The organism is Rhodococcus sp. WAY2 (assembly GCF_009859915.1).
Taxonomy (GTDB): domain Bacteria; phylum Actinomycetota; class Actinomycetes; order Mycobacteriales; family Mycobacteriaceae; genus Rhodococcus_F; species Rhodococcus_F oxybenzonivorans.
This window is the reverse complement of record NZ_CP046572.1, coordinates 2523812-2544614: the sequence shown is the minus strand read 5'-3', so window position 1 is coordinate 2544614 and position 20803 is coordinate 2523812. Positions and strand designations below refer to the sequence as shown.

21 protein-coding genes are annotated in these 20803 nt (G+C 66.4%); 9 read left to right on the top strand and 12 right to left on the bottom strand.

The window, feature by feature from the left end; genetic code table 11:
- Positions 1-54 precede the first annotated feature (54 nt).
- From GFS60_RS11825 to GFS60_RS11790, 8 genes are read right to left on the bottom strand one after another with little or no spacing between them, the layout of a single operon-like run.
- Positions 55-921 (bottom strand): DegV family protein, encoded by an 867-nt coding sequence (locus tag GFS60_RS11825; protein ID WP_159921421.1) that lies wholly within the window; start codon positions 919-921, stop codon positions 55-57.
- A 4-nt stretch (positions 922-925) separates the two neighbouring features.
- The gene (octT, locus tag GFS60_RS11820; RefSeq protein WP_159921419.1) at positions 926-1723 is read right to left on the bottom strand and encodes a diglucosylglycerate octanoyltransferase; all 798 of its coding nucleotides are present in this window, start codon (positions 1721-1723) and stop codon (positions 926-928) included.
- Positions 1710-2369 carry a histidine phosphatase family protein gene (locus tag GFS60_RS11815; RefSeq protein WP_159921417.1) on the bottom strand — a complete coding sequence of 220 codons (660 nt, stop codon included), beginning with the start codon at positions 2367-2369 and terminating at the stop codon, positions 1710-1712. The genes octT and GFS60_RS11815 overlap by 14 nt, the downstream gene beginning before the upstream one ends.
- Positions 2366-2791 carry a ribosome silencing factor gene (gene rsfS, locus GFS60_RS11810; RefSeq protein ID WP_109328947.1) on the bottom strand — a complete coding sequence of 142 codons (426 nt, stop codon included), beginning with the start codon at positions 2789-2791 and terminating at the stop codon, positions 2366-2368. The genes GFS60_RS11815 and rsfS overlap by 4 nt, the downstream gene beginning before the upstream one ends.
- A gap of 29 nt (positions 2792-2820) precedes the next feature.
- Positions 2821-3516: a nicotinate-nucleotide adenylyltransferase gene (gene nadD / locus GFS60_RS11805; protein ID WP_109328945.1), complete on the bottom strand. Its 696-nt coding sequence runs from the start codon at positions 3514-3516 to the stop codon at positions 2821-2823.
- 19 nt (positions 3517-3535) lie between these two features.
- Complete coding sequence (locus GFS60_RS11800) at positions 3536-4996, bottom strand: vWA domain-containing protein (RefSeq protein WP_159921415.1); 1461 nt, start codon at positions 4994-4996, stop codon at positions 3536-3538.
- Between the two features lie 8 nt (positions 4997-5004).
- The gene (locus tag GFS60_RS11795) at positions 5005-5916 is read right to left on the bottom strand and encodes an AAA family ATPase (protein WP_159921413.1); all 912 of its coding nucleotides are present in this window, start codon (positions 5914-5916) and stop codon (positions 5005-5007) included.
- A 49-nt stretch (positions 5917-5965) separates the two neighbouring features.
- Entirely contained in the window at positions 5966-7243 is a 1278-nt protein-coding gene (locus GFS60_RS11790) for a glutamate-5-semialdehyde dehydrogenase (protein WP_159921411.1), read from the bottom strand.
- A gap of 114 nt (positions 7244-7357) precedes the next feature.
- Here GFS60_RS11790 and GFS60_RS11785 point away from each other — a divergent pair, with 114 nt between their 5' ends.
- From GFS60_RS11785 to GFS60_RS11745, 9 genes are all read left to right on the top strand, one after another.
- The gene (locus tag GFS60_RS11785) at positions 7358-8458 is read left to right on the top strand and encodes an NADH:flavin oxidoreductase/NADH oxidase (protein ID WP_159921409.1); all 1101 of its coding nucleotides are present in this window, start codon (positions 7358-7360) and stop codon (positions 8456-8458) included.
- A gap of 244 nt (positions 8459-8702) precedes the next feature.
- Positions 8703-10172 (top strand): MFS transporter, encoded by a 1470-nt coding sequence (locus tag GFS60_RS11780; protein WP_159921407.1) that lies wholly within the window; start codon positions 8703-8705, stop codon positions 10170-10172.
- A gap of 10 nt (positions 10173-10182) precedes the next feature.
- Positions 10183-11049, top strand: coding sequence for a ribokinase (locus GFS60_RS11775; protein WP_159921405.1), 867 nt, complete (start codon positions 10183-10185; stop codon positions 11047-11049).
- A 58-nt stretch (positions 11050-11107) separates the two neighbouring features.
- A complete protein-coding gene (locus tag GFS60_RS11770; RefSeq protein WP_159921403.1) occupies positions 11108-13207 on the top strand; it encodes a RecQ family ATP-dependent DNA helicase in 2100 nt (699 codons plus the stop codon).
- A gap of 190 nt (positions 13208-13397) precedes the next feature.
- On the top strand, positions 13398-13910 hold the full coding sequence (ectA, locus tag GFS60_RS11765) for a diaminobutyrate acetyltransferase (protein WP_159921401.1): 513 nt from the start codon (positions 13398-13400) through the stop codon (positions 13908-13910).
- 27 nt (positions 13911-13937) lie between these two features.
- Positions 13938-15215, top strand: a complete 1278-nt coding sequence (gene ectB, locus GFS60_RS11760) for a diaminobutyrate--2-oxoglutarate transaminase (RefSeq protein ID WP_159921399.1) — start codon at positions 13938-13940, stop codon at positions 15213-15215.
- 19 nt (positions 15216-15234) lie between these two features.
- Positions 15235-15633 carry an ectoine synthase gene (locus tag GFS60_RS11755; RefSeq protein ID WP_109328926.1) on the top strand — a complete coding sequence of 133 codons (399 nt, stop codon included), beginning with the start codon at positions 15235-15237 and terminating at the stop codon, positions 15631-15633.
- A gap of 9 nt (positions 15634-15642) precedes the next feature.
- Positions 15643-16578, top strand: a complete 936-nt coding sequence (locus tag GFS60_RS11750; protein WP_159921397.1) for a D-isomer specific 2-hydroxyacid dehydrogenase family protein — start codon at positions 15643-15645, stop codon at positions 16576-16578.
- 21 nt (positions 16579-16599) lie between these two features.
- The gene (locus GFS60_RS11745) at positions 16600-17427 is read left to right on the top strand and encodes an NAD-dependent protein deacetylase (protein WP_159921395.1); all 828 of its coding nucleotides are present in this window, start codon (positions 16600-16602) and stop codon (positions 17425-17427) included.
- 12 nt (positions 17428-17439) lie between these two features.
- On the opposite strand, the gene proB is transcribed toward GFS60_RS11745, so the two are convergent.
- The 4 genes from proB to rplU form a co-directional block, all read right to left on the bottom strand.
- Positions 17440-18540, bottom strand: coding sequence for a glutamate 5-kinase (gene proB, locus GFS60_RS11740; protein WP_159921393.1), 1101 nt, complete (start codon positions 18538-18540; stop codon positions 17440-17442).
- Positions 18537-19997 carry a GTPase ObgE gene (gene obgE / locus GFS60_RS11735; RefSeq protein ID WP_159921391.1) on the bottom strand — a complete coding sequence of 487 codons (1461 nt, stop codon included), beginning with the start codon at positions 19995-19997 and terminating at the stop codon, positions 18537-18539. Before obgE ends, proB begins: the two co-directional genes overlap by 4 nt.
- A gap of 138 nt (positions 19998-20135) precedes the next feature.
- Entirely contained in the window at positions 20136-20399 is a 264-nt protein-coding gene (gene rpmA / locus GFS60_RS11730; RefSeq protein ID WP_005248077.1) for a 50S ribosomal protein L27, read from the bottom strand.
- A 43-nt stretch (positions 20400-20442) separates the two neighbouring features.
- Positions 20443-20754 (bottom strand): 50S ribosomal protein L21, encoded by a 312-nt coding sequence (gene rplU, locus GFS60_RS11725; RefSeq protein ID WP_109328917.1) that lies wholly within the window; start codon positions 20752-20754, stop codon positions 20443-20445.
- Positions 20755-20803 lie beyond the last annotated feature (49 nt).

The following is a 20803-nucleotide window of genomic DNA, read 5'->3' as shown; positions in this document are numbered from 1 at the left end:
AACGTCGCGGCGGCCGATCAGCGAGGTTGTGGGCGAGAAAAATTGGCCTGTGGATCAGCTCGAGGTTGTGGATGAATCGGCGTCTGGATAGCCCTCGGCGGGCTCCGGGCAGAGAACGACGCCCACAGCGCCTGCCCCCACGTGGGCCCCGATCACCGAACTGAAATCAGTGACTACGAGGTCGCTGACCTGCGGAATTCGTTCTTTCAGCCGCTGCGCGACCGACTCGGCCCGGTCGGGTGCATGCATGTGATGCACAGCCACCGAGGTTCTGTCCACCCCTGCCAGCTCGACGGCGGAATCGATCATCTTCGCCATCGCCTTGGTGGAGGTCCGGGTTTTCTCCTTCAGGACGAGTCGTCCATCCACGAGATGCAGCACCGGTTTCATCGCCAGCGCGGTGCCGAGCAACGCGGCCGCAGCGCCGATCCGCCCCCCGCGGCGCAACTGATCGAGCCGGTCCACGACAATCAGGCAACGGCTGCGACCCGCTACGTCGACAGCCCGCCGGTACACCGTCTCGAGGTCGGCACCGCTCTTCGCCAACCGTGCTGCTTCCAGCACCGGGTATCCCAAACCCATTCCAGCCGACTGGGAATCGACGATGCGCACGCGACCGTCGAACTCCTGCGCCGCCTGTCGTCCGGCCTCCCAGGTTCCCGACAACTGGCGGGAGATGTGCACGGCGACCACGCCGGCGCCCTCGCTCGCTTCCCACGCCGCCGCATAGGCCTCGGACAGCTCGCCGGGCGAGGCACCCGCGGTGGTGACGCCGGCGAGGTCCTCCGGAATGACGTCGATTCCCTCGCGAAAGTCCTCGTCGCCGCTGAGAACATGAAGGGGCACGACCTGGATTGCTTGCTCCTCGACGACCTCGGGAACGAGCGAGGCCGACGAATCGGTGACAACGACAACGGGCATGGGACTACTCGGCCCTGCTCGACACCGCGTCCGCGGCAGTGATGTCTTCGCCCAGCATCGGTGCCGCTCCGGTGGCACGAAGAGCGGTCAGCATGGCCGCCGCTACCTGGGCGTGACCGTCCCAGCCCCAGTGGATTCCGTCCGGATTGCCTCGGCCACCGAAGATGTCGGCTCGCACAGCCTCCGCGAGGTCGACGAGCGGAACGTTCTTGTCCTCCGCCCACGCCGTGATGGCCACGACAGCACCCGGCCGGCCGGAATGCACCTTGCCGTAGGCCTCGCTGCGGTGGACGGACGGGAGAGTGCCGACGACGGGCAGTTCCGGTCGCATGTATTCGAGCGCCGCCCGGGAGCTTTCGAGGTACTCGACGCTCAACTTCGGGGGCAACGCGACCGGCCATCCGAGCGGAGACAGCCGCGGCTGCAACCATTGGTAGGCAGTACGCACGACCCGCCGCAGCGCGGGCGGGCGAATGTAGCGGAGCTGCTCCCGCAGCGCGGTGGGCAGCGGGGACGGCAGAGAGTCCATTCCCCCGACCGCGAACACAACAGCACCCGCCCGGGGGACGGCCGACCACACGCGGGGGTCCTGGGTCAGGGCCCACCAGACGTCACGACTGGTCCAACCGATCCGCGCAACAAGCTCCACATCCCAGTCCAGCTCGCGCGCAACGATGTTGGGCCAGATGTCGGGATGGTTGGACGGCAAGCCGCCCTTGGGCCCGTAGTAGGACAGTGAATCGGCGAGCACGAGAAGGACCGGCCGCTCTCCGGAACCGGCCTCCATGTCAGAGGACGTCACTTGCCACGCTCGCGGATGCGTTCCAGACGTCCAGGCGCCAGCTCGGCGATTCGGAGTTTCCGTGCGCACTGAGCTGAACCCAGCTGGTGTTACCGAGACCACCGAGCACCGGCCAATGACTGACAGGAAGATCGAGAAGCGCCGCGGTGAGTGCAGCAATCAATCCGCCGTGGGCGACGAGGACAACGGGCTGTTCGGCCCAATCCTCGTACTTCTCGAGGAGCTCGGCCACCACCGGCGTGCTGCGGCGCGCGACATCGACACGGCTCTCTCCGCCGGGCGGTGCCCACGTTGCGTCGCTACGCCACGCCGCGCGCGCACCCGGTGCCCGCGCGTCGACGTCGAGATGAGTCAGCCCCTGCCACTCACCGAGATGGGTTTCCCGCAGACGCTCGTCGATCTGCACCGGCAGTCCGGCGTTGTCGCCGATCTCCACCGCCGTGTCGTACGCACGCCGCAGGTCCGAGGACACGATAGAGATCGGTGAGCGACCGACGAGGACGGCGGCAGCGGCGCGGGCCTGCCTCCGGCCGAGTTCGGACAGGTCGGTGTCGAGCTGACCCTGCATGCGGTTTCCGGCGTTGTACTCGGTTTGGCCGTGCCTCAGCAGAATGAGCCGTCGCGGGGCGCGCGGAGCGTCCGTCACTGCTCGGATTCCTCACTGTTCGCGGAGCCGGGATCAGCACCGTTGGTCGCGGGGGCGTGCAGGCCGATTCCGTCGACCGGGACGGTGGGGCAGTCCTTCCAGAGCCGCTCGAGTGCGTAGAAGTTACGTTCCTCGTTGTGCTGCACGTGGATGACGACGTCCACGAAGTCCAGCAGCGCCCACCGACCCTCCCGGGTGCCTTCACGGCGCACCGGCTTGTGACCGGCCTCACGCAGACGTTCCTCGATGTTCTCGACTATCGCGTTCACCTGGCGCTCGTTGGGCGCCGACGCGATGACGAAGCAGTCGGTGATGACCAGCTGCTCGGAAACATCGAGCACCACCACATCGGAGGCCAGCTTCTCGTCGGCCGCCACTGCCGCGATGCGTGCCATCGCGATGGCTTCGGTCGTTGCGCTCACTCGATGTTCTCCAGTTCGTTGAAAAAGTGCTAGCTCTTGGTCTTGCCGGGGGCCGGTTCGGACATCGTCGTCGCACCGTCCAGGCGCTCGGCGTCCGGCGGCCGATACAGGTTCCGCTTCGAGATGTACTGGACCACACCGTCCGGCACCAGGTACCACACAGGCCGGTGCCGGCTGGCGCGCCGCCGACATTCCGTCGAGGAGATCGCCAGCGCCGGTATCTCGATCAACGTGACGGCGTCCTCCGGCAGCGCGTCGAGATGAGCGGCCAGATGTTCGGTATTGAGATCGAATCCCGGGCGCGACACTCCCACAAATTTCGCCAGTGAGAACAGTTCCTCCCAGTCCTGCCACGACAGAATACTCGCCAGGGCATCGGCACCGGTAATGAAGTACAGCTCGGCGTCGGGGTGGAAGCTGCGGAGATCGCGCAGAGTGTCGACGGTGTAGGTGACTTTCCGGCGGTCGACGTCCACCCGGCTCACCGAGAACCGTGGGTTCGACGCAGTGGCGATGACCGTCATCAGGTACCGGTCCTCCGCGGGGCTGACCACTTTCCCCTGCTTCTGCCAGGGCCTGCCGGTGGGTACGAAGATCACCTCGTCGAGGCCGAACCGGTCGGCGACTTCACTGGCGGCCACGAGGTGACCGTGGTGAATGGGGTCGAAGGTGCCGCCCATGACCCCGAGACGGCGCCGACGTGCGCCCGTTGTTCCCTGTTCCACGAGTGCCGAGCTTACGTGGTCATACCGGGAGCAACCCGGCGACCACCGAGGCGAGCTGCTGCGCGGAGCGGCACTCGTGCATGCTGATGACCTCGTTGTACACCTTGGCGGCCGAATCCCCGGAACCCCACTGTCCGCGTGGCTCGGGGTTGAGCCAGTGCGCATGCTTGGCCACCGACACCAGACGCGCCAGCGCCTCCAGATTGGGGTCGCGATAGTTGTTGCGGCCGTCCCCGAGGACGAGCAGTGAGGTGCGCGAGGTAATGCTCGAGGTGAACCGCTCCGCGAACACACCGAATGCGTTGCCGTAGTCGGAGTGCCCGTCGTAGCTGACGAGGTCGGCCTCGCGGATCATCCGCGACATCGCGTTCCCGAGGTCTGCGCCGGTGTCGAAGAATCGGGTGACTTCGTCGGTGGTGTCGATGAAAGCGAACACCCGCACCCGCGAGAACTGCTCCCGTAGCGCATGGACGAGCAGCAATGTGAAGTGGCTGAACCCCGCCACCGAACCCGACACGTCGCACATCACCACCAGTTCCGGGCGGGCGCGTCTCGGCTTGCGCTGGACGAGATCGATGGGCACTCCCCCGGTGGACATCGACTTGCGCAGGGTCCGCCGGAGATCGATCGACCCGGCGCGATGACGACTGCGGCGCACCGCGAGCCGGCTGGCCAGCAGTCTGGCGAGCGGGGTGACGTTACGTTTGAGAGCGGTCAGCTCAGAGTCCGACGCGCGCAGGAAGTCCACTTCCTCGGCCAGCCGCGGCACGCCGTACGACGCCACCCGCTCCTTGCCCAGGTTCTCGGCCGACCGCCGACGCGTCTCCTTCTCGACCATCTTGCGGAAGTCGGCGATCCGCTGCGCCGCGGTGCGTTTGGCCACCTCGGATTCGTAGCTCTCCGTCGTTCGGGCTTCGCCGTCCTGCTGATTGCCCAGGAGTCCGTCGAGGATCTTCTTCAGCAGGGTCTCGGGCGCCACGTCCCGCAACGCCTGGTAGGCGGAGAACGACGGCCCGTTCGCCGACTGGTACTGCCCGAGTTCTTCGACCATCTGCGCGGTCAGGAGTTCGGTGAGCTCGAGCGCTTCGGGCGACCCGTCGGCGAGGAGCTCGACGATCAACTCACGCAGGGCGTCGTAATCGATGTCGCCCTTCTCGGTTCGCGGAAGCCTGGTGTCGACGGCCCCGCTCGACCGATTCCCGACGGCCGCGGGGAACCACAGATCGAACAGAGCGTCGAACGTGGAGCGGTGAGTGGGACGGCGTAGCAGGGCGCACGCCAGTCCCTCTCGGAGTGCCTCGCGGTCGAGGAGGTCGAGGACGGACATGACCTGCCCGGCATCGACGGTCTCCGACGGGCCCACCATGATGCCGCGCCGCCGCAACGCCTCGACGAAGTCGACCAGGTGGCCGGGTAACCCGTGCGGCGCGGCGGGCCCCGATGTTGCCGACCGGGACGTGGGAGGACCACCTGCAGCCATGGGAACCCTCAGTTCAGTCGCAGTTCGGCAGCGGCGCGCTGCTGGTCGGATTGGTGCTTCAGAACCACGCCCAGGGTGGCCCGCACGGCGTCGTCGTCGAGGGTGTCCAACCCGAGCGCGAGGAGCGTGCGGCCCCAGTCGATCGTCTCGGCTACCGAGGGCAGTTTCTTCAACTGCATTCCGCGCAGCACCCGGATGGTCGCCACCAACTGCTCGGCGATCGCTTCCGGAAGCTCCGGGACTCGACTCGCCAGAATCTTGCGTTCGAGTTCGGCATCCGGGAAGTCGAGGTGGAGGAAGAGGCAGCGACGCTTGAGCGCCTCGGACAACTCACGGGTGGCGTTGGAGGTGAGGAGCACGAACGGCTTCCGGACGGCCGTGATCGTTCCCAGCTCGGGAACGGTGACCGCGAAATCGCTGAGCACCTCGAGGAGCAGGCCCTCGATCTCGACGTCCGCCTTGTCGGTCTCGTCGATGAGCAGCACCGTCGGATCCTCGCGCCGGATCGCGGTCAGCAGCGGACGCGACAGCAGGAACTCCTCCGAGAAGACATCCGCCTTGGTGGAGTCCCAGCTGCTGTCGCTGCCGTGAACATTCCCCGTCGCTGCGCTCGCTCCGGCCTGGATGCGCAGGATCTGCTTCGCGTGGTTCCACTCGTAGAGCGCGCGAGCCTCGTCGACGCCCTCATAGCACTGCAACCGCACCAGTTCGGCGTCGGTCGTCTGCGCGACGGCTCGGGCCAGCTCTGTCTTGCCGACACCCGCCGGTCCCTCGATGAGCAGGGGCTTACCGAGCCGGTCGGCGAGAAACACCGCGGTCGCGGTGCCCTTGTCTGCCAGGTAGCCGGTTTCGGCGAGCCGGGCGATCACGTCGTCGACGCTCGCGAACAACGGCGTCGTGGTGGGTAGTGCGCGATCCACGCTCGCTCCTTTCGATGGGCTTGCGGAAATTGGTGGTCGAACTGTGGCGCTAGGCCGGACGCGTGTGCCCGTCCCCCCACACGATCCACTTCGTGGAGGTGAGTTCCGGCAGCCCCATCGGACCGCGGGCGTGGAGCTTCTGGGTGGAGATCCCGATCTCGGCGCCGAAACCGAACTGCTCGCCGTCGGTGAAGGCGGTCGACGCGTTGACCATGACGGCGGCGGCATCGACGCGGGCGGTGAACTCGCGCGCGGCCGACAGGTCGGCGGTCACGATCGCCTCGGTGTGACCGGTTCCATATCGATCGATGTGCTCTACCGCGGCATCGAGATCGTCGACGACCTTCAGCGCCACATCGAGGGTGAGATATTCGTCCGACCAGTCCGTCTCGGTGGCGGGCACCATGCCGGGAAGATCTCCGTGGACGGTGACACTGTGCGTCTGCAGCGCCTGCAGGAGCTTCGGGACGGCGACGTCGGCAATGGCGGCATCGACCAGAACCGTCTCCGCGGTATTACAGACGCTCGGCCGCCGCGTCTTCGAGTTGAGCAGGATTCGTTCGGCCATCTCCAGGTCCGCGGCGGCATGGATGTAGACGTGGCAGTTACCCACGCCCGTCTCGATGGTGGGGACGGAGGCGTCTCGCACGACGGCGCTGATCAGTCCGGCGCCGCCCCGCGGGATGACGACGTCGACCAAACCGCGCGCCTGGATCAGATGGGTGACACTCGAGCGGTCCTCGGTGGGCAGTAATTGCACCGCGTCTTCCGGCAGCTCCTGCGCAGCCAGCGCGGCGCGCAATGCGACGACCAGCGCCGCATTCGACTTCGCCGCGGACGAGGATCCACGCAGAAGGGCAGCGTTGCCCGACTTCAGGGCCAGGCCGAACGCGTCCACGGTGACGTTGGGACGGGCCTCGTACACCATGCCCACCACACCCAGCGGCACTCGGAGCTGTCGCAGTTCGAGTCCATTGGGCAGTGTGGATCCGCGCACCACTTCACCGATCGGGTCGGGCAGACCCGCTACTTGACGGAGTCCGGCGGCGATTCCCTCGATCCGAGCCTCGGTCAGCCGGAGCCGGTCGAGAAGGGATTCCTCGGTGCCGGACGCCCGGGCCGACTCGATGTCGGCCGCATTGGCGGCAAGGACGTCAGTCGTAGCTGCCAGCACCGCATCGGCCGCGGCGTGCAGGACCGCGTCTTTCTGCGCGGTGGTGAGCAGAGCAAGGACCCGCGACGCGGTGCGGGCACGACGAGCCGCCGCGTGAACGGCCTCACGGGTGTCCACGGCACCGGTCGACGCGGTGGAGGTCACTGCAGTCATGAAGACAGCCTATATACCGGGGTCTGTGCAGCGCGGCGCGGGAACGACCGGGAATGATTTCGTCCCCCGCGCAGGTTGCGACTGGTCGAGACCATCAGAGGCAGGAGTGCTGTAGTGAGTGTGTTGTTCGAACCCATCACCTTCCGCGGAGTCACCGTCCCCAATCGGGTGTGGATGGCGCCGATGTGCCAGTACTCGGCCGACGTGACGGGCCGCGATGTGGGAGTTCCCAATGACTGGCACCGGACGCACCTCGTGACGCGCGCCATCGGCGGTGCCGGCCTGATCCTCACCGAGGCGACGGCAGTCAGCCCGGAGGGCCGCATCAGCCCCGCCGACCTCGGCATCTGGAACGACACCCAGGCCGAGGCCTTCGCGGAGATCAACGCACAGCTCGAGTACTTCGGCGCGGTCCCGGGCATCCAGCTCGGTCACGCCGGGCGCAAGGGCTCCGCGCACGTCCCGTGGCGCGGGGGCGGGAGCCTCGACGGCGACGATCGGCTGTCCTGGCAGACGGTGGCGCCGAGCGCGATCGGTTTCGGCGACCACACCCCGCCTGCCGCGGCGACGTCCGCCGACATCCGGAAGGTGGTCGCCGATTTCGCCGCCGCCGCCGAGCGGGCGTCGCGGGCCGGTTTCAAGGTGGTGGAAATCCATGCGGCACACGGCTATCTGCTGCACCAGTTCCTCTCACCGGTCAGCAATCACCGCACCGACGAGTACGGCGGCAGCTTCGCGGGCCGCATTCGCCTCCTGCTCGAGGTCGTCGACGCAGTACGCGGGGTCTGGCCGGCCGAGTTGCCCGTCTTCGTCCGGGTCTCGGCAACCGACTGGCTCTCGGAGGAGCCCGGCCTCGACGCGGACAGTTGGACGCCGGATCAGACCGTGTCCCTCGTGCAGGCCCTCGCGGACCTCGGCGTCGACCTCGTCGACGTGTCCAGCGGTGGCGTCGCGGCCGCCCGGATCCCCGTCGGGCCCGGCTACCAGGTGCCGTTCGCCCGTCGCATCCAGAACGAGACCACGGTCCCGGCCGCCGCCGTCGGGCTCATCACCGAGCCGGAGCAGGCCGAGCGAATCGTGGAGTCGGGAGAAGCCGTCGCCGTGTTCCTCGGGCGCGAACTGCTCCGCGACCCGTATTGGCCGCGAAAAGCCGCACTGGCATTGAATGCGCAGGTGACGCCGCAGATTCCGGCGCAGTACGCCCGGGCGTACTGAGGCTCGAGCCGACAAGCCCCCGCATCCTTTGCTACGGTAATCGCTCTTACAGCTGGTAGTCCCGCACCCCGGACGGTGGGCGGGACCAGCCACGAGCCAGAGCCGATCGGCGGGGGCCGCATCGCGCCGAAGGGTCCGTGGCCAGGAGACCCGACCAGCATTTCACCCGGCGGGCGACGAAAAGATGCGTGCATCAGGTACGTGCCCCGCGTGGGTGATACCGGCGCTGGGGAGCGCACGACTCATGAATGCACCAGATCACTCCATCACCGCGGACGAGGTGGCGCAGTCACCCGACGTCACCGTCATCGACGAGGCCTCGGTCTCGCGGGCCGTCAAAGCGACCATGCTCGGCAACGCCATGGAATGGTTCGACTTCGGCGTCTACGCCTACCTCGCGACCACCATCGGCCAGGTGTTCTTTCCCGAGGCCAGCGGCACGGCGCAGCTACTGTCGACGTTCGCAATCTTCGCCGCAGCCTTCATCGTCCGGCCGCTCGGCGGTTTCTTCTTCGGCCCGCTCGGCGACCGTATCGGCCGCAAGAAGGTGCTTGCCACCACCATCATCCTCATGGCGGGAAGCACTTTCGCGATCGGCGTGATCCCGAGCTACGAATCGATCGGCATCCTGGCACCGATCCTTCTCGTACTCTTTCGCCTCGTACAGGGATTCTCGACCGGCGGCGAATACGGTGGCGCCAGTACGTTCGTCGCCGAGTACGCGCCCGACAAGCGTCGCGGCTTCTTCGCGAGTTTCCTCGAATTCGGCACGTTGGCCGGGTATGTCGCGGCGGCGGGGCTCGTCACCGTCATCAGCAGCGCAGTCAGCGCCGACGCTCTGGTCGACTGGGCATGGCGAATCCCGTTCCTGCTCGCCGGTCCCCTGGGACTCATCGGCCTCTACCTGCGCCTGCGGCTCGAAGAGACGCCGGCCTTCCAGCAGCAACAGCAGGCTGAGGAACGTTCTCTCGCAGAAGAATCCACCGGCCGAAAATTGCGCGAGACACTGGTCGACAATTGGCGGCCCCTCGTACTGTGCGTCATCCTCGTCGCCGCCTACAACATCGCGCACTACGGTCTGCTCAGCTACATGCCGACGTACCTGTCGAACACGCTCGGCTACGACGAGTCGCACGGCCTCGTCCTCATGATCATCGTGATGCTCATCATGATGGTGTGCATCAGCTTCGTCGGAAAGCTGTCCGACCGGGTGGGTCGTAAACCGTTGCTGCTGACCGGTTTCGTCGGATTCTTCGCGCTGTCGCTGCCCGCGTACCTGCTGATCGGTGTCGGGCACTACTTCACCGTCTTCGTCGGCCTCGCGATGCTCGGCGGACTACTGCTGCTGTTCGTCGGCGTCTTCCCCTCGGTCCTTCCTGCACTCTTCCCGACGGGAATTCGCTACGGCGGCCTCGCGATCGGATACAACCTCGCCGTCTCGATCTTCGGTGGTACCACGCCTCTGGTGCTGACCGCCCTGCAGGACGCGACCGGCAGCGATCTCGTCGCTCCGATGTACATGATGGTGGCCGCAGTGATCGGGGCCATCGCGGTCCTCCTCATCTCCGAGACCGCCCGCAAGCCGCTCGAGGGATCGCCGCCTGCCGTCGCCACGGAGGCGGAAGCTCGTCGTGTCCTCGGCCGGTTGCGGCGGACGAAGGCCGGCGAGTCACCGAGGTCCGAGCACGAGGCGGACGCCGTCGACGCGGGATAGTCTTTCCATCATGTCCGCTCCCAGGATCGCCGTGGTCGGCAGCGTCAACATGGATCTGCTGACGGCGACCGAACGATTACCCGCCCCCGGCGAGACCATTCTGGGCAGCGCCTTTGCCGCCACCCCCGGCGGCAAAGGCGCGAATCAGGCCATCGCCGCGGCGCGGGCAGGGGGACGGGTCACATTCATCGGCGCCGTCGGATCCGATACGTTCGCCCTCGAACTGCGCCAAACCCTGGTGGAGGCCGAAGTCGACACCACCCACCTCCGCGAGGTCGACGGGCCGAGTGGAATCGCGACCATCACCGTCGACGCCGCCGGACAGAACAGCATCGTGGTGGTCCCGGGCGCCAACAGCACCCTGACCGATCTCGAACCGGCAGATCTCGAGGCCATCGCGGCCGCCGACGTGCTCCTCTGCCAACTCGAGATACCGGTCGCGACCGTGCTCGCCGCAGCCGCGCACGCCGCCGAACACGACACGGTTGTGATGCTCAATCCCTCACCCGCTCAGCCGCTTCCCCGAGAACTCGTAGCACTCGTCGATGTGCTGGTGGTCAACGAGACAGAAGCCGCGCAACTCGGACCCGACGTGATTTCCGCCGTCCCCCACCTGGTGACCACACTCGGCGGATCCGGCGCCGAGTACACGAACCCGGGCGGCGCCGCCGTACATGCCGACGCCCCCTCGGTCGAGGTAGTCGACACGACGGGTGCCGGTGACGCGTTCGCAGGCGCTCTGGCGGTGTCGTGGATGCGCGGCCCCGAGGCCGCACTGCCGTTCGCGACCGCGGCAGGCGCACTCGCGACCACCCGGCGAGGAGCCTCGACATCCTCCCCCACCCGCACCGCCATCGAGACAGCTCTGCACCGCTGAGCAGGCCGTTCCCCCTCGCCGCAGGTGGAGTGTCACAGCAGTCGTGCACCATGGGGTCATGACCACCGCCACCACGCCCGCACTCCGCGACGAGGCCGAACGCCTGCTCCGAGAGCTGGCAGGACCCGAAGCGCGGCTGCGGGACGACCAGTGGACTGCCATCGAGGCGCTCGTCGTGGGCCGACGACGCGCGCTCGTCGTCCAGCGGACCGGGTGGGGTAAATCAGCTGTCTACTTCATCGCGGCCAAGCTGTTGAGGGCCGACGGGCACGGGCCGACCGTCATTGTGTCGCCGCTTCTCGCCCTCATGCGGAATCAGGTGGCGTCGGCAGAACGGGCGGGAGTCCGGGCCGCCACGATCAACTCGGGCAACGTCACGGAGTGGGACGACATTCACGCCCGTGTCGCGGCGCAAGAGCTGGATGTCTTGTTGGTCAGCCCGGAACGCCTGAACAACCCCGACTTCCGCGACCAGGTTCTTCCTTCCCTCGCCGCCGACGCCGGCCTGGTCGTCGTCGACGAAGCCCATTGCGTTTCGGACTGGGGCCACGACTTCCGCCCGGACTATCGGCGCATCCGCACGCTGATCGGCGAGCTCGGGCAGGGCATTCCCGTGCTTGCGACCACGGCCACCGCAAACGACCGCGTGGTCACCGATGTCTCGACCCAGCTCGGTGTGGGCGGCGGCGAAACGCTGGTGTTGCGCGGCGGGCTCGAACGCGAATCGCTACATCTGTCGGTGGTGCAAATTCCTGAGGCCACGGCCCGCGCCGCGTGGCTCGCCCAGAAGCTCGACAGCCTGCCCGGGTCGGGGATCATCTATGCGTTGACGGTGTCGGCGGCACGAGATCTGGCGAGCTTGCTCACCGAGCAGGGGCACACCGTCGCCGCCTATACGGGACAAACCGATGCCGGCGAACGGGAAGGCCTCGAGCAGGATCTACTCGACAACCGCGTGAAAGCCCTGGTGGCTACGTCGGCGCTCGGCATGGGCTTCGACAAGCCCGATCTCGGATTCGTGGTGCACCTCGGTGCGCCGTCGTCACCGATCTCGTACTACCAGCAGGTGGGCCGTGCGGGCCGTTCCACTGATCGCGCCGAAGTCATCTTGCTCCCAGGCTCGGAAGACCGGCAGATCTGGAGCTATTTCGCCTCGGTGGCGTTTCCCCGTGAGCACATCGTGCGGCGGGTCATCGAGGTTCTCGACCCCGACCGGCCGCAATCCACGCAGGCCCTGGAGCCGCTGGTGGAACTGGGGCGGACGCGGCTCGAGATGGTGTTGAAGGTTCTCGATGTGGACGGTGCGGTTCGCCGGGTCCGTGGGGGCTGGGTGGGAACCGGGCAGCCTTGGACCTACGACGCCGAACGCTACGAACGTCTCGAACGGGCCCGTGAGTCCGAGCAGCAGGCCATGCTCGACTATCAACGCATCACCACGTGCCGGATGGAGTTCCTGAGGGAGCAGCTCGACGATCCGGGACTGGTCGAGGGGGCGTCCGACTGCGGCCGGTGCGACAACTGCACCGGCGCGCACTACGACACCGCTGTGGATGCAGACACCGTGGCTCAGACCCGATCGCGGCTGGAGAGGCCGGGCATCGACCTGGCGCCTCGGAAACAGTGGCCTTCGGGACTGAAGAAGCTCGGTGTCGCGTTGTCGGGGAAAATTACGGACGGTCCGGAACCGGGCCGTGTCCTCGGCCGATTGTCCGACCTCGGCTGGGGACAACGACTGCGCACTCTGATGGACGGACCGGACGGTCCGGCACCGGAGAACGTCTTGCAGGCCTGCATCGCCGTGCTGGCATCGTGGGACTGGACGCAGCGGCCCACCGCCGTCATGGCCGTCGAATCGACCACCCATCCCCTTCTCGCGGCCTCCTTGGCGGAGCGGCTCGCCCAGATCGGACGGCTCGAGCATCTGGGAGTCCTGAGGCAACGACCCGGCCATCCGCCAGTCTCTGCGGCGAACTCCGCCTACCGGGTGGCCGGTCTGGCAGACGCGTGGGAAACCCCCCAACTTTCGGGTTCCACGGGGCCTGTTCTCCTCGTCGACACCCTCACCGACACCGGCTGGACCCTGACGATGGCTGCCCGGACGCTGCGGGCGGCGGGCGCCACCTCGGTGCTGCCTTTCGCCCTGGCAGCCGTGAAGTGACTCCGCAGCGGCGGTCGAGTGCCCTGAGATCTCGAAATGGACAAGTGTGTCGCTTGCGGATCGTCGAAAAGTTACATAACGTGATCAGCGTCACATTGCCCGTCTCACCTGCGAAGGCTCCGTGCCCGGACGGGCCAATTTCGCGACGCACGTGAAATCGGCATAGATGGTTGTTAGGTTGGTTTTTCCAATGACGCCTGTTCAGAAGAGTGCCATCCCGACCACCGCGCCGGACGCGGTGTTGTTTCGAAGTCCACAGATCTCTGATGGAGTCCGGCTCTGGGAGATCGCCAGGAACACGGAAGTGCTCGACCTCAACTCGAGTTATGCCTACCTGTTGTGGTGCAGAGATTTCAGCCGCACGTCGATCGTCGCAGTGGTCGACGAACGAGTAGTGGGATTCGTTTCGGGCTACATCCGCCCCGAATCCCCGGCGACACTGTTTGTCTGGCAGGTCGCCGTAGACGCAGACCAGCGTGGCAAGGGAATTGCCGGACGCATGCTGGGCGCCTTGCTCGATCGTCTTGCGCCTGAAGGGATCACCCATCTCGAGACGACGATCAGCCCCGACAACGAGGCATCGATCGCGTTGTTCACCGCATTGGCGCGTCGCCGAGATACGGCGATCACCAAGCAGACGCTATTCTCGCCCAACGATTTTCCCGATGGACACGAAGCCGAAGATCTGTACACGATCGGCTAAGAGCATGCCCCGGAGGAATGCAGCAACATGACTGACAGCAGTACGACTAACGCTCATACCGATATCTTCGAGAGCCTCGAATCCGAGGTTCGCAGCTACAGCCGCGGGTGGCCCACCGTTTTCGAAACGGCGTCCGGATCGTGGATTCGCGACGAGAACGGCAAAGACTACCTCGACTTCTTCGCCGGAGCCGGCTCGCTCAACTACGGGCACAACAACCCGGTGCTCAAATCGGCACTCGTCGACTACATCGTCGGTGACGGAATCACCCACGGTCTCGACATGTCGACCGTCGCGAAACGCGAACTGCTCGAGACCTTCGAGGACAAGATCCTGAAACCGCGGGGCCTCGACTACAAAGTCCAGTTCCCCGGCCCCACCGGCACCAATACCGTCGAGGCCGCGTTGAAGCTTGCCCGTAAGGTCACGGGCCGTTCGTCGATCATCAACTTCACCAACGCGTTCCACGGCATGACGCTCGGCGCGCTCTCGGTCACCGGTAACTCGATGAAACGTGCCGGAGCCGGTATCCCGCTGGTGCACGCCACTCCCATGCCGTTCGACAACTACTTCGACGGAGTCACCGAGGACTTCCACTGGTTCTCCCGGGTCCTCGACGACTCGGGCAGTGGCCTGAACCGTCCGGCCGCCGTGATCGTCGAAACCGTTCAGGGCGAAGGTGGCGTCAACGTTGCTCGGGCCGAGTGGCTGCGCGCCTTGGCCGAGCTGTGCGCCGAGCGCGACATCCTGCTGATCGTCGACGACGTTCAGATGGGGTGCGGGCGCACCGGCCCGTTCTTCTCCTTCGAGATCGCCGGCATCACCCCCGACATCGTCTGCCTGTCGAAGTCGATCAGCGGTTACGGGCTCCCTATGGCGCTCACGCTGTTCAAACGCGAACTCGACGTGTGGGGTCCGGGCGAGCACAACGGCACGTTCCGCGGCAACAATCCCGCATTCATCACCTCCAAAGTGGCCTTGGACCAGTACTGGTCCGACGACGCCCTGCATCAGTCGACGCTGGCCAAGGGCGAGAAGATTCATCAGGCGTTCACCGCACTGTCCAACCAGTTCGAGGGCAAGGTCTTCACCCGCGGTCGCGGCCTCGTTCAGGGTCTCGTCTTCGACGAGGCCGAGAATGCGGGCAAGGTCTGCAAACTCGCCTTCGACGAGGGACTGCTCGCCGAAACCTCCGGACCTTCCGACGAGGTGGTCAAGCTGCTACCGGCGCTCACCATCACCGACGAGGAACTCGACCACGGACTCGGCATTCTCGCCGAGGCCACCGGCAAGGTTTGCAGCTAGAGAGAGGATGGGAGTACCCATGATCGTTCGCACCACCGCAGAAATCACCGACACCGAGCGCGACATCACCAGCGAGGACGGCAATTGGCGCAGCAAGCGCATCGTCCTCGGCGGTGACAAGGTGGGCTTCTCCTTCCACGAAACCACGATCAAGGCGGGAACTGTCAACGAGTTCCACTACGCCAACCATGTCGAGGCCGTGTGGCTGGTCGAGGGCACGGGCAAATTGGTCGATCTCGACAACGACAAGGTCTACGACCTCGGACCCGGATCGATGTACCTGCTGAACGGGCACGAACGGCACCGCGTCGAGCCGGAGACCGAAATGCGCATGCTCTGCGTGTTCAACCCGCCCGTGACGGGACGTGAGGTACACGACGAAAATGGTGTCTACCCGTTGATCGAGGTTCCCGCGTAGCGTCGAACCATGGCCGACGACGTTGCTGTTCCAGCTGTTGCCATCGGACCCGCCCCGGACCCGCTCCTCGAGGACGCGGTGCGCCGGGGCGGCGCCCGTCTATCGCCCTTCGAGTCCGCCGATGCGTTGGTGTGGACCGCGGGCCCGATCGGGTTTCCCGACCCGCTCCCGGACAATATTCGGTGGGTGCAGCTCGATTCCGCCGGAGTCGAGCAGTGGTTCGATGCGAAACTCATCACACCCGATACCCAGATCATGTGGACGTCGGCTGCAGGTGCGTTTGCGGCCACAGTCGCCGAACATGCCCTGACGCTCCTCCTGGCCGGAGTGAGGGCGCTGCCGGAACACATGGCGGCCCGAACGTGGCGTCAGCACGATTTCTACTCCAAAGTCGGCACCCTGCGCGGTGCGACGGTCGCCATGGTGGGCGCAGGCGGCATCGGCCGGGCACTCATTCCCATGCTGGCCTCGCTCGGGGCCGACGTGATCGCCGTGAATCGCTCGGGCAGCCCCGTTCCGGGTGCCATCGAAACGCTTCCGACCACCAGGTTGAACGAGGTGTGGCCGCGGGCCGACCATTTCGTCATCGGGGCGCCCGCGACGTCCGCGACACATCACCTGGTGAGCGGCGCCGAACTGGCTCAGATGAAGTCGACGTCGTGGGTGATCAACGTGGCCCGCGGGTCGCTCATCGACACCGATGCCCTCGTGCACGCATTGCGGAACGGCAGCATCGGCGGCGCCGGACTCGATGTCACGGATCCGGAGCCGCTTCCCGACGGTCACCCGCTCTGGGAACTGCCCAATGTGATCATCACCCCCCACGATTCCAACCCGCCGTCCGTGCGTCCGCCCGCTTTCGCCGATCATGTGGCGTTGAACGTGACCCGTTTCGTCGCCGGTGAGCGGCTCACCGCCCTGATCGATCCCGTCGTCGGTTACTGACCCGGCGCTACCCTGGAGTGCGTGTTCGACCGACTGCTCGACGTACTCAGCGGCCGGCGTCTGTGTGTGGTCACCGGCGCCGGCATTTCCACGGATTCCGGAATCCCCGACTACCGGGGTCCCGACTCTCCCCCGCGCAACCCGATGACCTTCCAGCAATTCATCGGCGACCCCGACTTCCGTCGTCACTACTGGGCGCGGAATCATCTCGGCTGGCGGCACATGGACGCAGCCCGGCCCAACGCCGGTCATCGGGCCCTGGCCGGTCTCGAACGCGCCGGCGCCGTGCACGCGGTGATCACGCAGAACGTGGATCTGCTCCACACCAAGGCGGGCAGTCGCCGGGTCATCGATCTACATGGCACGTACGCACAGGTGCGTTGTCTCTCGTGCGGTGCACTGATCTCCCGGGCAACACTGGCCGAGCGTCTCGAGCGAGCCAACCCCGAGTTCGCCGAGACCGTGGCCGCCGCGGAGGGAGTCGAGATCGCACCCGATGCGGACGCCGTCGTCACCAGTACGGAGCACTTCCGGATGGTCGACTGTGAGGCCTGCGGCGGGCTCCTGAAACCGGACATCGTGTACTTCGGCGAGTCGGTCCCCAAGCCGAGGGTCGCGGCTGCCTACGCCGTGGTCGACGAAGCGGAAGCGCTGCTGGTGGCGGGTTCGTCGCTCACCGTCATGTCGGGACTACGGTTCGTCCGGCACGCCGCCAAGCGCGCAAAACCGATCGTGATCGTCAACCGTGGGTCGACGAGAGGTGACGAGTTCGCCACCCTCACACTCGATGCGGGTTGCTCGGACGCGCTGCGGGCGCTGCTCGACGTATCCACCACGATGTCGGCGTGACAGGCACCCCAGTCAGAGCGGTACGAGGTCGTCGGCGTGCACCACGGGTCGCTGCATCTCCGGCGGTAACTCGGTTGTCGACTTCCCCAGGATGTCGTTGATCTCGGTGGAGTCGTAGGCCACCACGCCCCGCGCTACGGGACGCTCCTCGGGGCCGAGCAGGGAAACCACGTCGCCGCCGTAGAACCGGCCCGAAACGGCAGTGATGCCCGCGGGCAGCAGCGACCGCCGCTTGGTGACGACGGCACGGACCGCGCCCTCGTCGATGTGGAGGATTCCCTGTTCGTCCGCGGCATGCCGCACCCAGAACTTGCGTGCGGACAGCCGGGTGGGCCGAGCCGCGAAAGCTGTTCCCACGGCGGCGTCCTGCAGCGCCGCACCCGCCTCCGACGCTGCCGCGAGCAACACCGGCACACCGGCATCCGAGGCGAGGCGGGCCGCGGACAGTTTGGACGCCATGCCGCCCGTCCCGAGGGCACCACCCGAACCGGCGACCACTCCGTCGAGGTCCTCGGGGCTGTTCACTTCCGGGATCAGAGTGGCGTTCCCCTTGCGTGGATCGCCGTCGTAGAGACCGTCGACGTCCGACAACAGGATGAGTGCGTCGGCACCGACCAGGTGCGCCACGAGCGCAGCGAGGCGGTCGTTGTCACCGAACCGGAGTTCGGCGGTGGCGACGGTGTCGTTCTCATTGACGATCGCCACGGCATGCAGCGCCCGCAAACGGTCCAGGGTCCGCTGGGCATTGCGATGCTGCGCACGGCGCGCGATGTCGTCGGCGGTGAGCAGCACCTGCCCCACGGTGCGGCCGTACCGGGAGAAGGACGTTCCCCAGGCGTGGGCCAGGGCCAGCTGCCCGACACTTGCGGCGGCCTGCTTGGTGGCCAGGTCGCGGGGTCGCCGCGTGAGACCCAGTGGCGCCAGACCGGCGCCGACGGCACCGGACGACACCACGATCACGTCGGAGCCGGCACGCATCCGTGCTTCGATTGCGTCAGCCAGCGCATCGAGACGACCCACGTCGAGTCCGCCGACCAGGCTGGTCAGCGCTGACGATCCGATCTTCACGACAATGCTGTCGGCCGACGCAATCGTGCGCCGGGTGGCGCTCACTGCTCTTCGGGGTCGAGGCCTTCGAGACCGCGACGGATCCTGTGTGCGTGCTTGCGCTCCGACGCGCCGATACGTTCCACCTGATCGAGACGTGGGTCGGTACCGCGGCCGGTGCGAGTGAGATCGACACCTGCGGGCGTCTGGGGTTCCCAGTCGAAACTCACGTCACCGATCGTGACGGACGCGCCGGGTTCGGCTCCCTGCTTGACGAGGGCGTCCTCCACTCCGAGTCGAGCGAGACGGTCGGCCAGATAACCCACAGCCTCGTCGTTGTCGAACTGGGTCTGCCGCACCCAGCGCTCGGGACGCGTTCCCCGGACGATGAAGCCGCCTGGCACCTCCGGGTCGGCTATAACGCTGAAGCTGTTGTCCTTGTTGGCAATCGGGCGAATCACGGGCCGCTTGGGGACTTCCGGCGGATGCGCCGTGCGGTACTCCTCGACAAGTTTCGCCAACGCGAAGATCAGCGGACGCAATCCTTCGCGGCTCACCGCGGAGATCGTGAACACCGGCCAGCCGCGGGCCTCGAGGTCGGGGGTCACCATCTCGGCCAGCTCAGCAGCTTCCGGAATGTCCGCCTTGTTGAGGACCACGATGCGAGGACGATCGGCGAGGTCACCGAGGCTGGCGTCACTGGACAGCGCGGGTTTGTAGGCCGCGAGCTCAGCTTCGAGGGCGTCGATGTCGGAGATCGGGTCACGACCGGGGTCGAGGGTCGCACAGTCGACGACATGCGCCAGCACAGCACAGCGCTCGAGGTGGCGCAGAAAGTCCAGACCCAGGCCACGTCCCTCGCTCGCCCCGGGGATCAACCCGGGCACGTCGGCGACGGTGAAGGTGGTATCACCGCTGGACACGACACCGAGGTTGGGGACGAGAGTGGTGAACGGGTAGTCGGCGATCTTGGGCTTTGCCGCCGAGAGCACGGACACGAGGGAGGACTTGCCGGCCGAGGGAAAGCCTACGAGCCCGACGTCGGCGACAGACTTGAGTTCGAGGACGAGCTCGCGTTCGACGCCGTCCTCACCGAGGAGGGCAAAGCCGGGCGCCTTGCGTGCCTTGGAAGACAGCGCGGCGTTTCCGAGCCCACCACGCCCACCCTGGGCGGCCTCGAACCGGGTGCCGATACCGATCAGGTCGGCGAGAACCTTGCCGTTCTCGTCGAGGACGACGGTGCCGTCCGGGACCTTCAGGACGAGGTCGTCACCTTGGGCGCCGTCCCGGTTACTTCCCATCCCCTGCTTGCCGTTGGTGGCCTTCGCATGGGGATGGAAGTGGAAGTCGAGGAGGGTGTGGACATTGCCGTCCACCTCGAGCACCACATCACCGCCACGCCCGCCGTTACCGCCGTCCGGGCCGCCGAGCGGCTTGAACTTCTCCCGGTGTACGGAGGCGCAGCCGTTGCCGCCTTTGCCGGCGCTGACGTGCAGCACGACGCGGTCGATGAATCGGGACATGACTGCCGGATCCTTCCTCAGTCAATAAATGAACTCTGAAAAAAACAATAGGGGCGGACCGGGTATCTCGACCCTGGTCCGCCCCTATTCGGGAGCTTGGTACGTCCTATGTCAGGACGGTACATACTCGCGGCAGGACTAGGCCTCTGCCGCCGCCGGAACGATGTTCACGGTCTTGCGTCCACGCTTGGTGCCGAACTCGACGGCACCGGCGGAGAGAGCGAAGAGCGTGTCGTCGCCGCCACGTCCGACGTTGACGCCGGGGTGGAAGTGGGTTCCGCGCTGACGCACCAGGATCTCGCCGGCGCTGACGGACTGACCGCCGAAGCGCTTCACGCCGAGTCGCTGTGCATTTGAATCGCGCCCGTTACGGGAGCTGGATGCACCCTTCTTATGTGCCATGTTTCTTGACCCTCCTCGGGTGAAATCAGCTCTGAAGCTCTAGTTACTTGATACCGGTGACCTTGAGGACCGTCAGCTTCTGCCTGTGGCCCTGACGCTTGTGGTAGCCGGTCTTGTTCTTGAACTTGTGAATGCGGATCTTCGGGCCCTTGGTGTGCTCGACGACCTCGCCGGTGACCGAGATGTTGGCCAGCTTGTCGGCGTCGGTGGTCAGATCGGATCCGTCGACGACGAGAACGGGAGCAAGCGAGACAGCAGTGCCGGGCTCACCCTCGATCTTCTCGACCTTGACGAGGTCACCAACAGCGACCTTGTACTGCTTTCCGCCGGTCTTGACGATCGCGTACGTTGCCATCGGAGGGCTACCCCTTGCTTCTTCGAACTTGCTCGCGCCACGAAGTGCG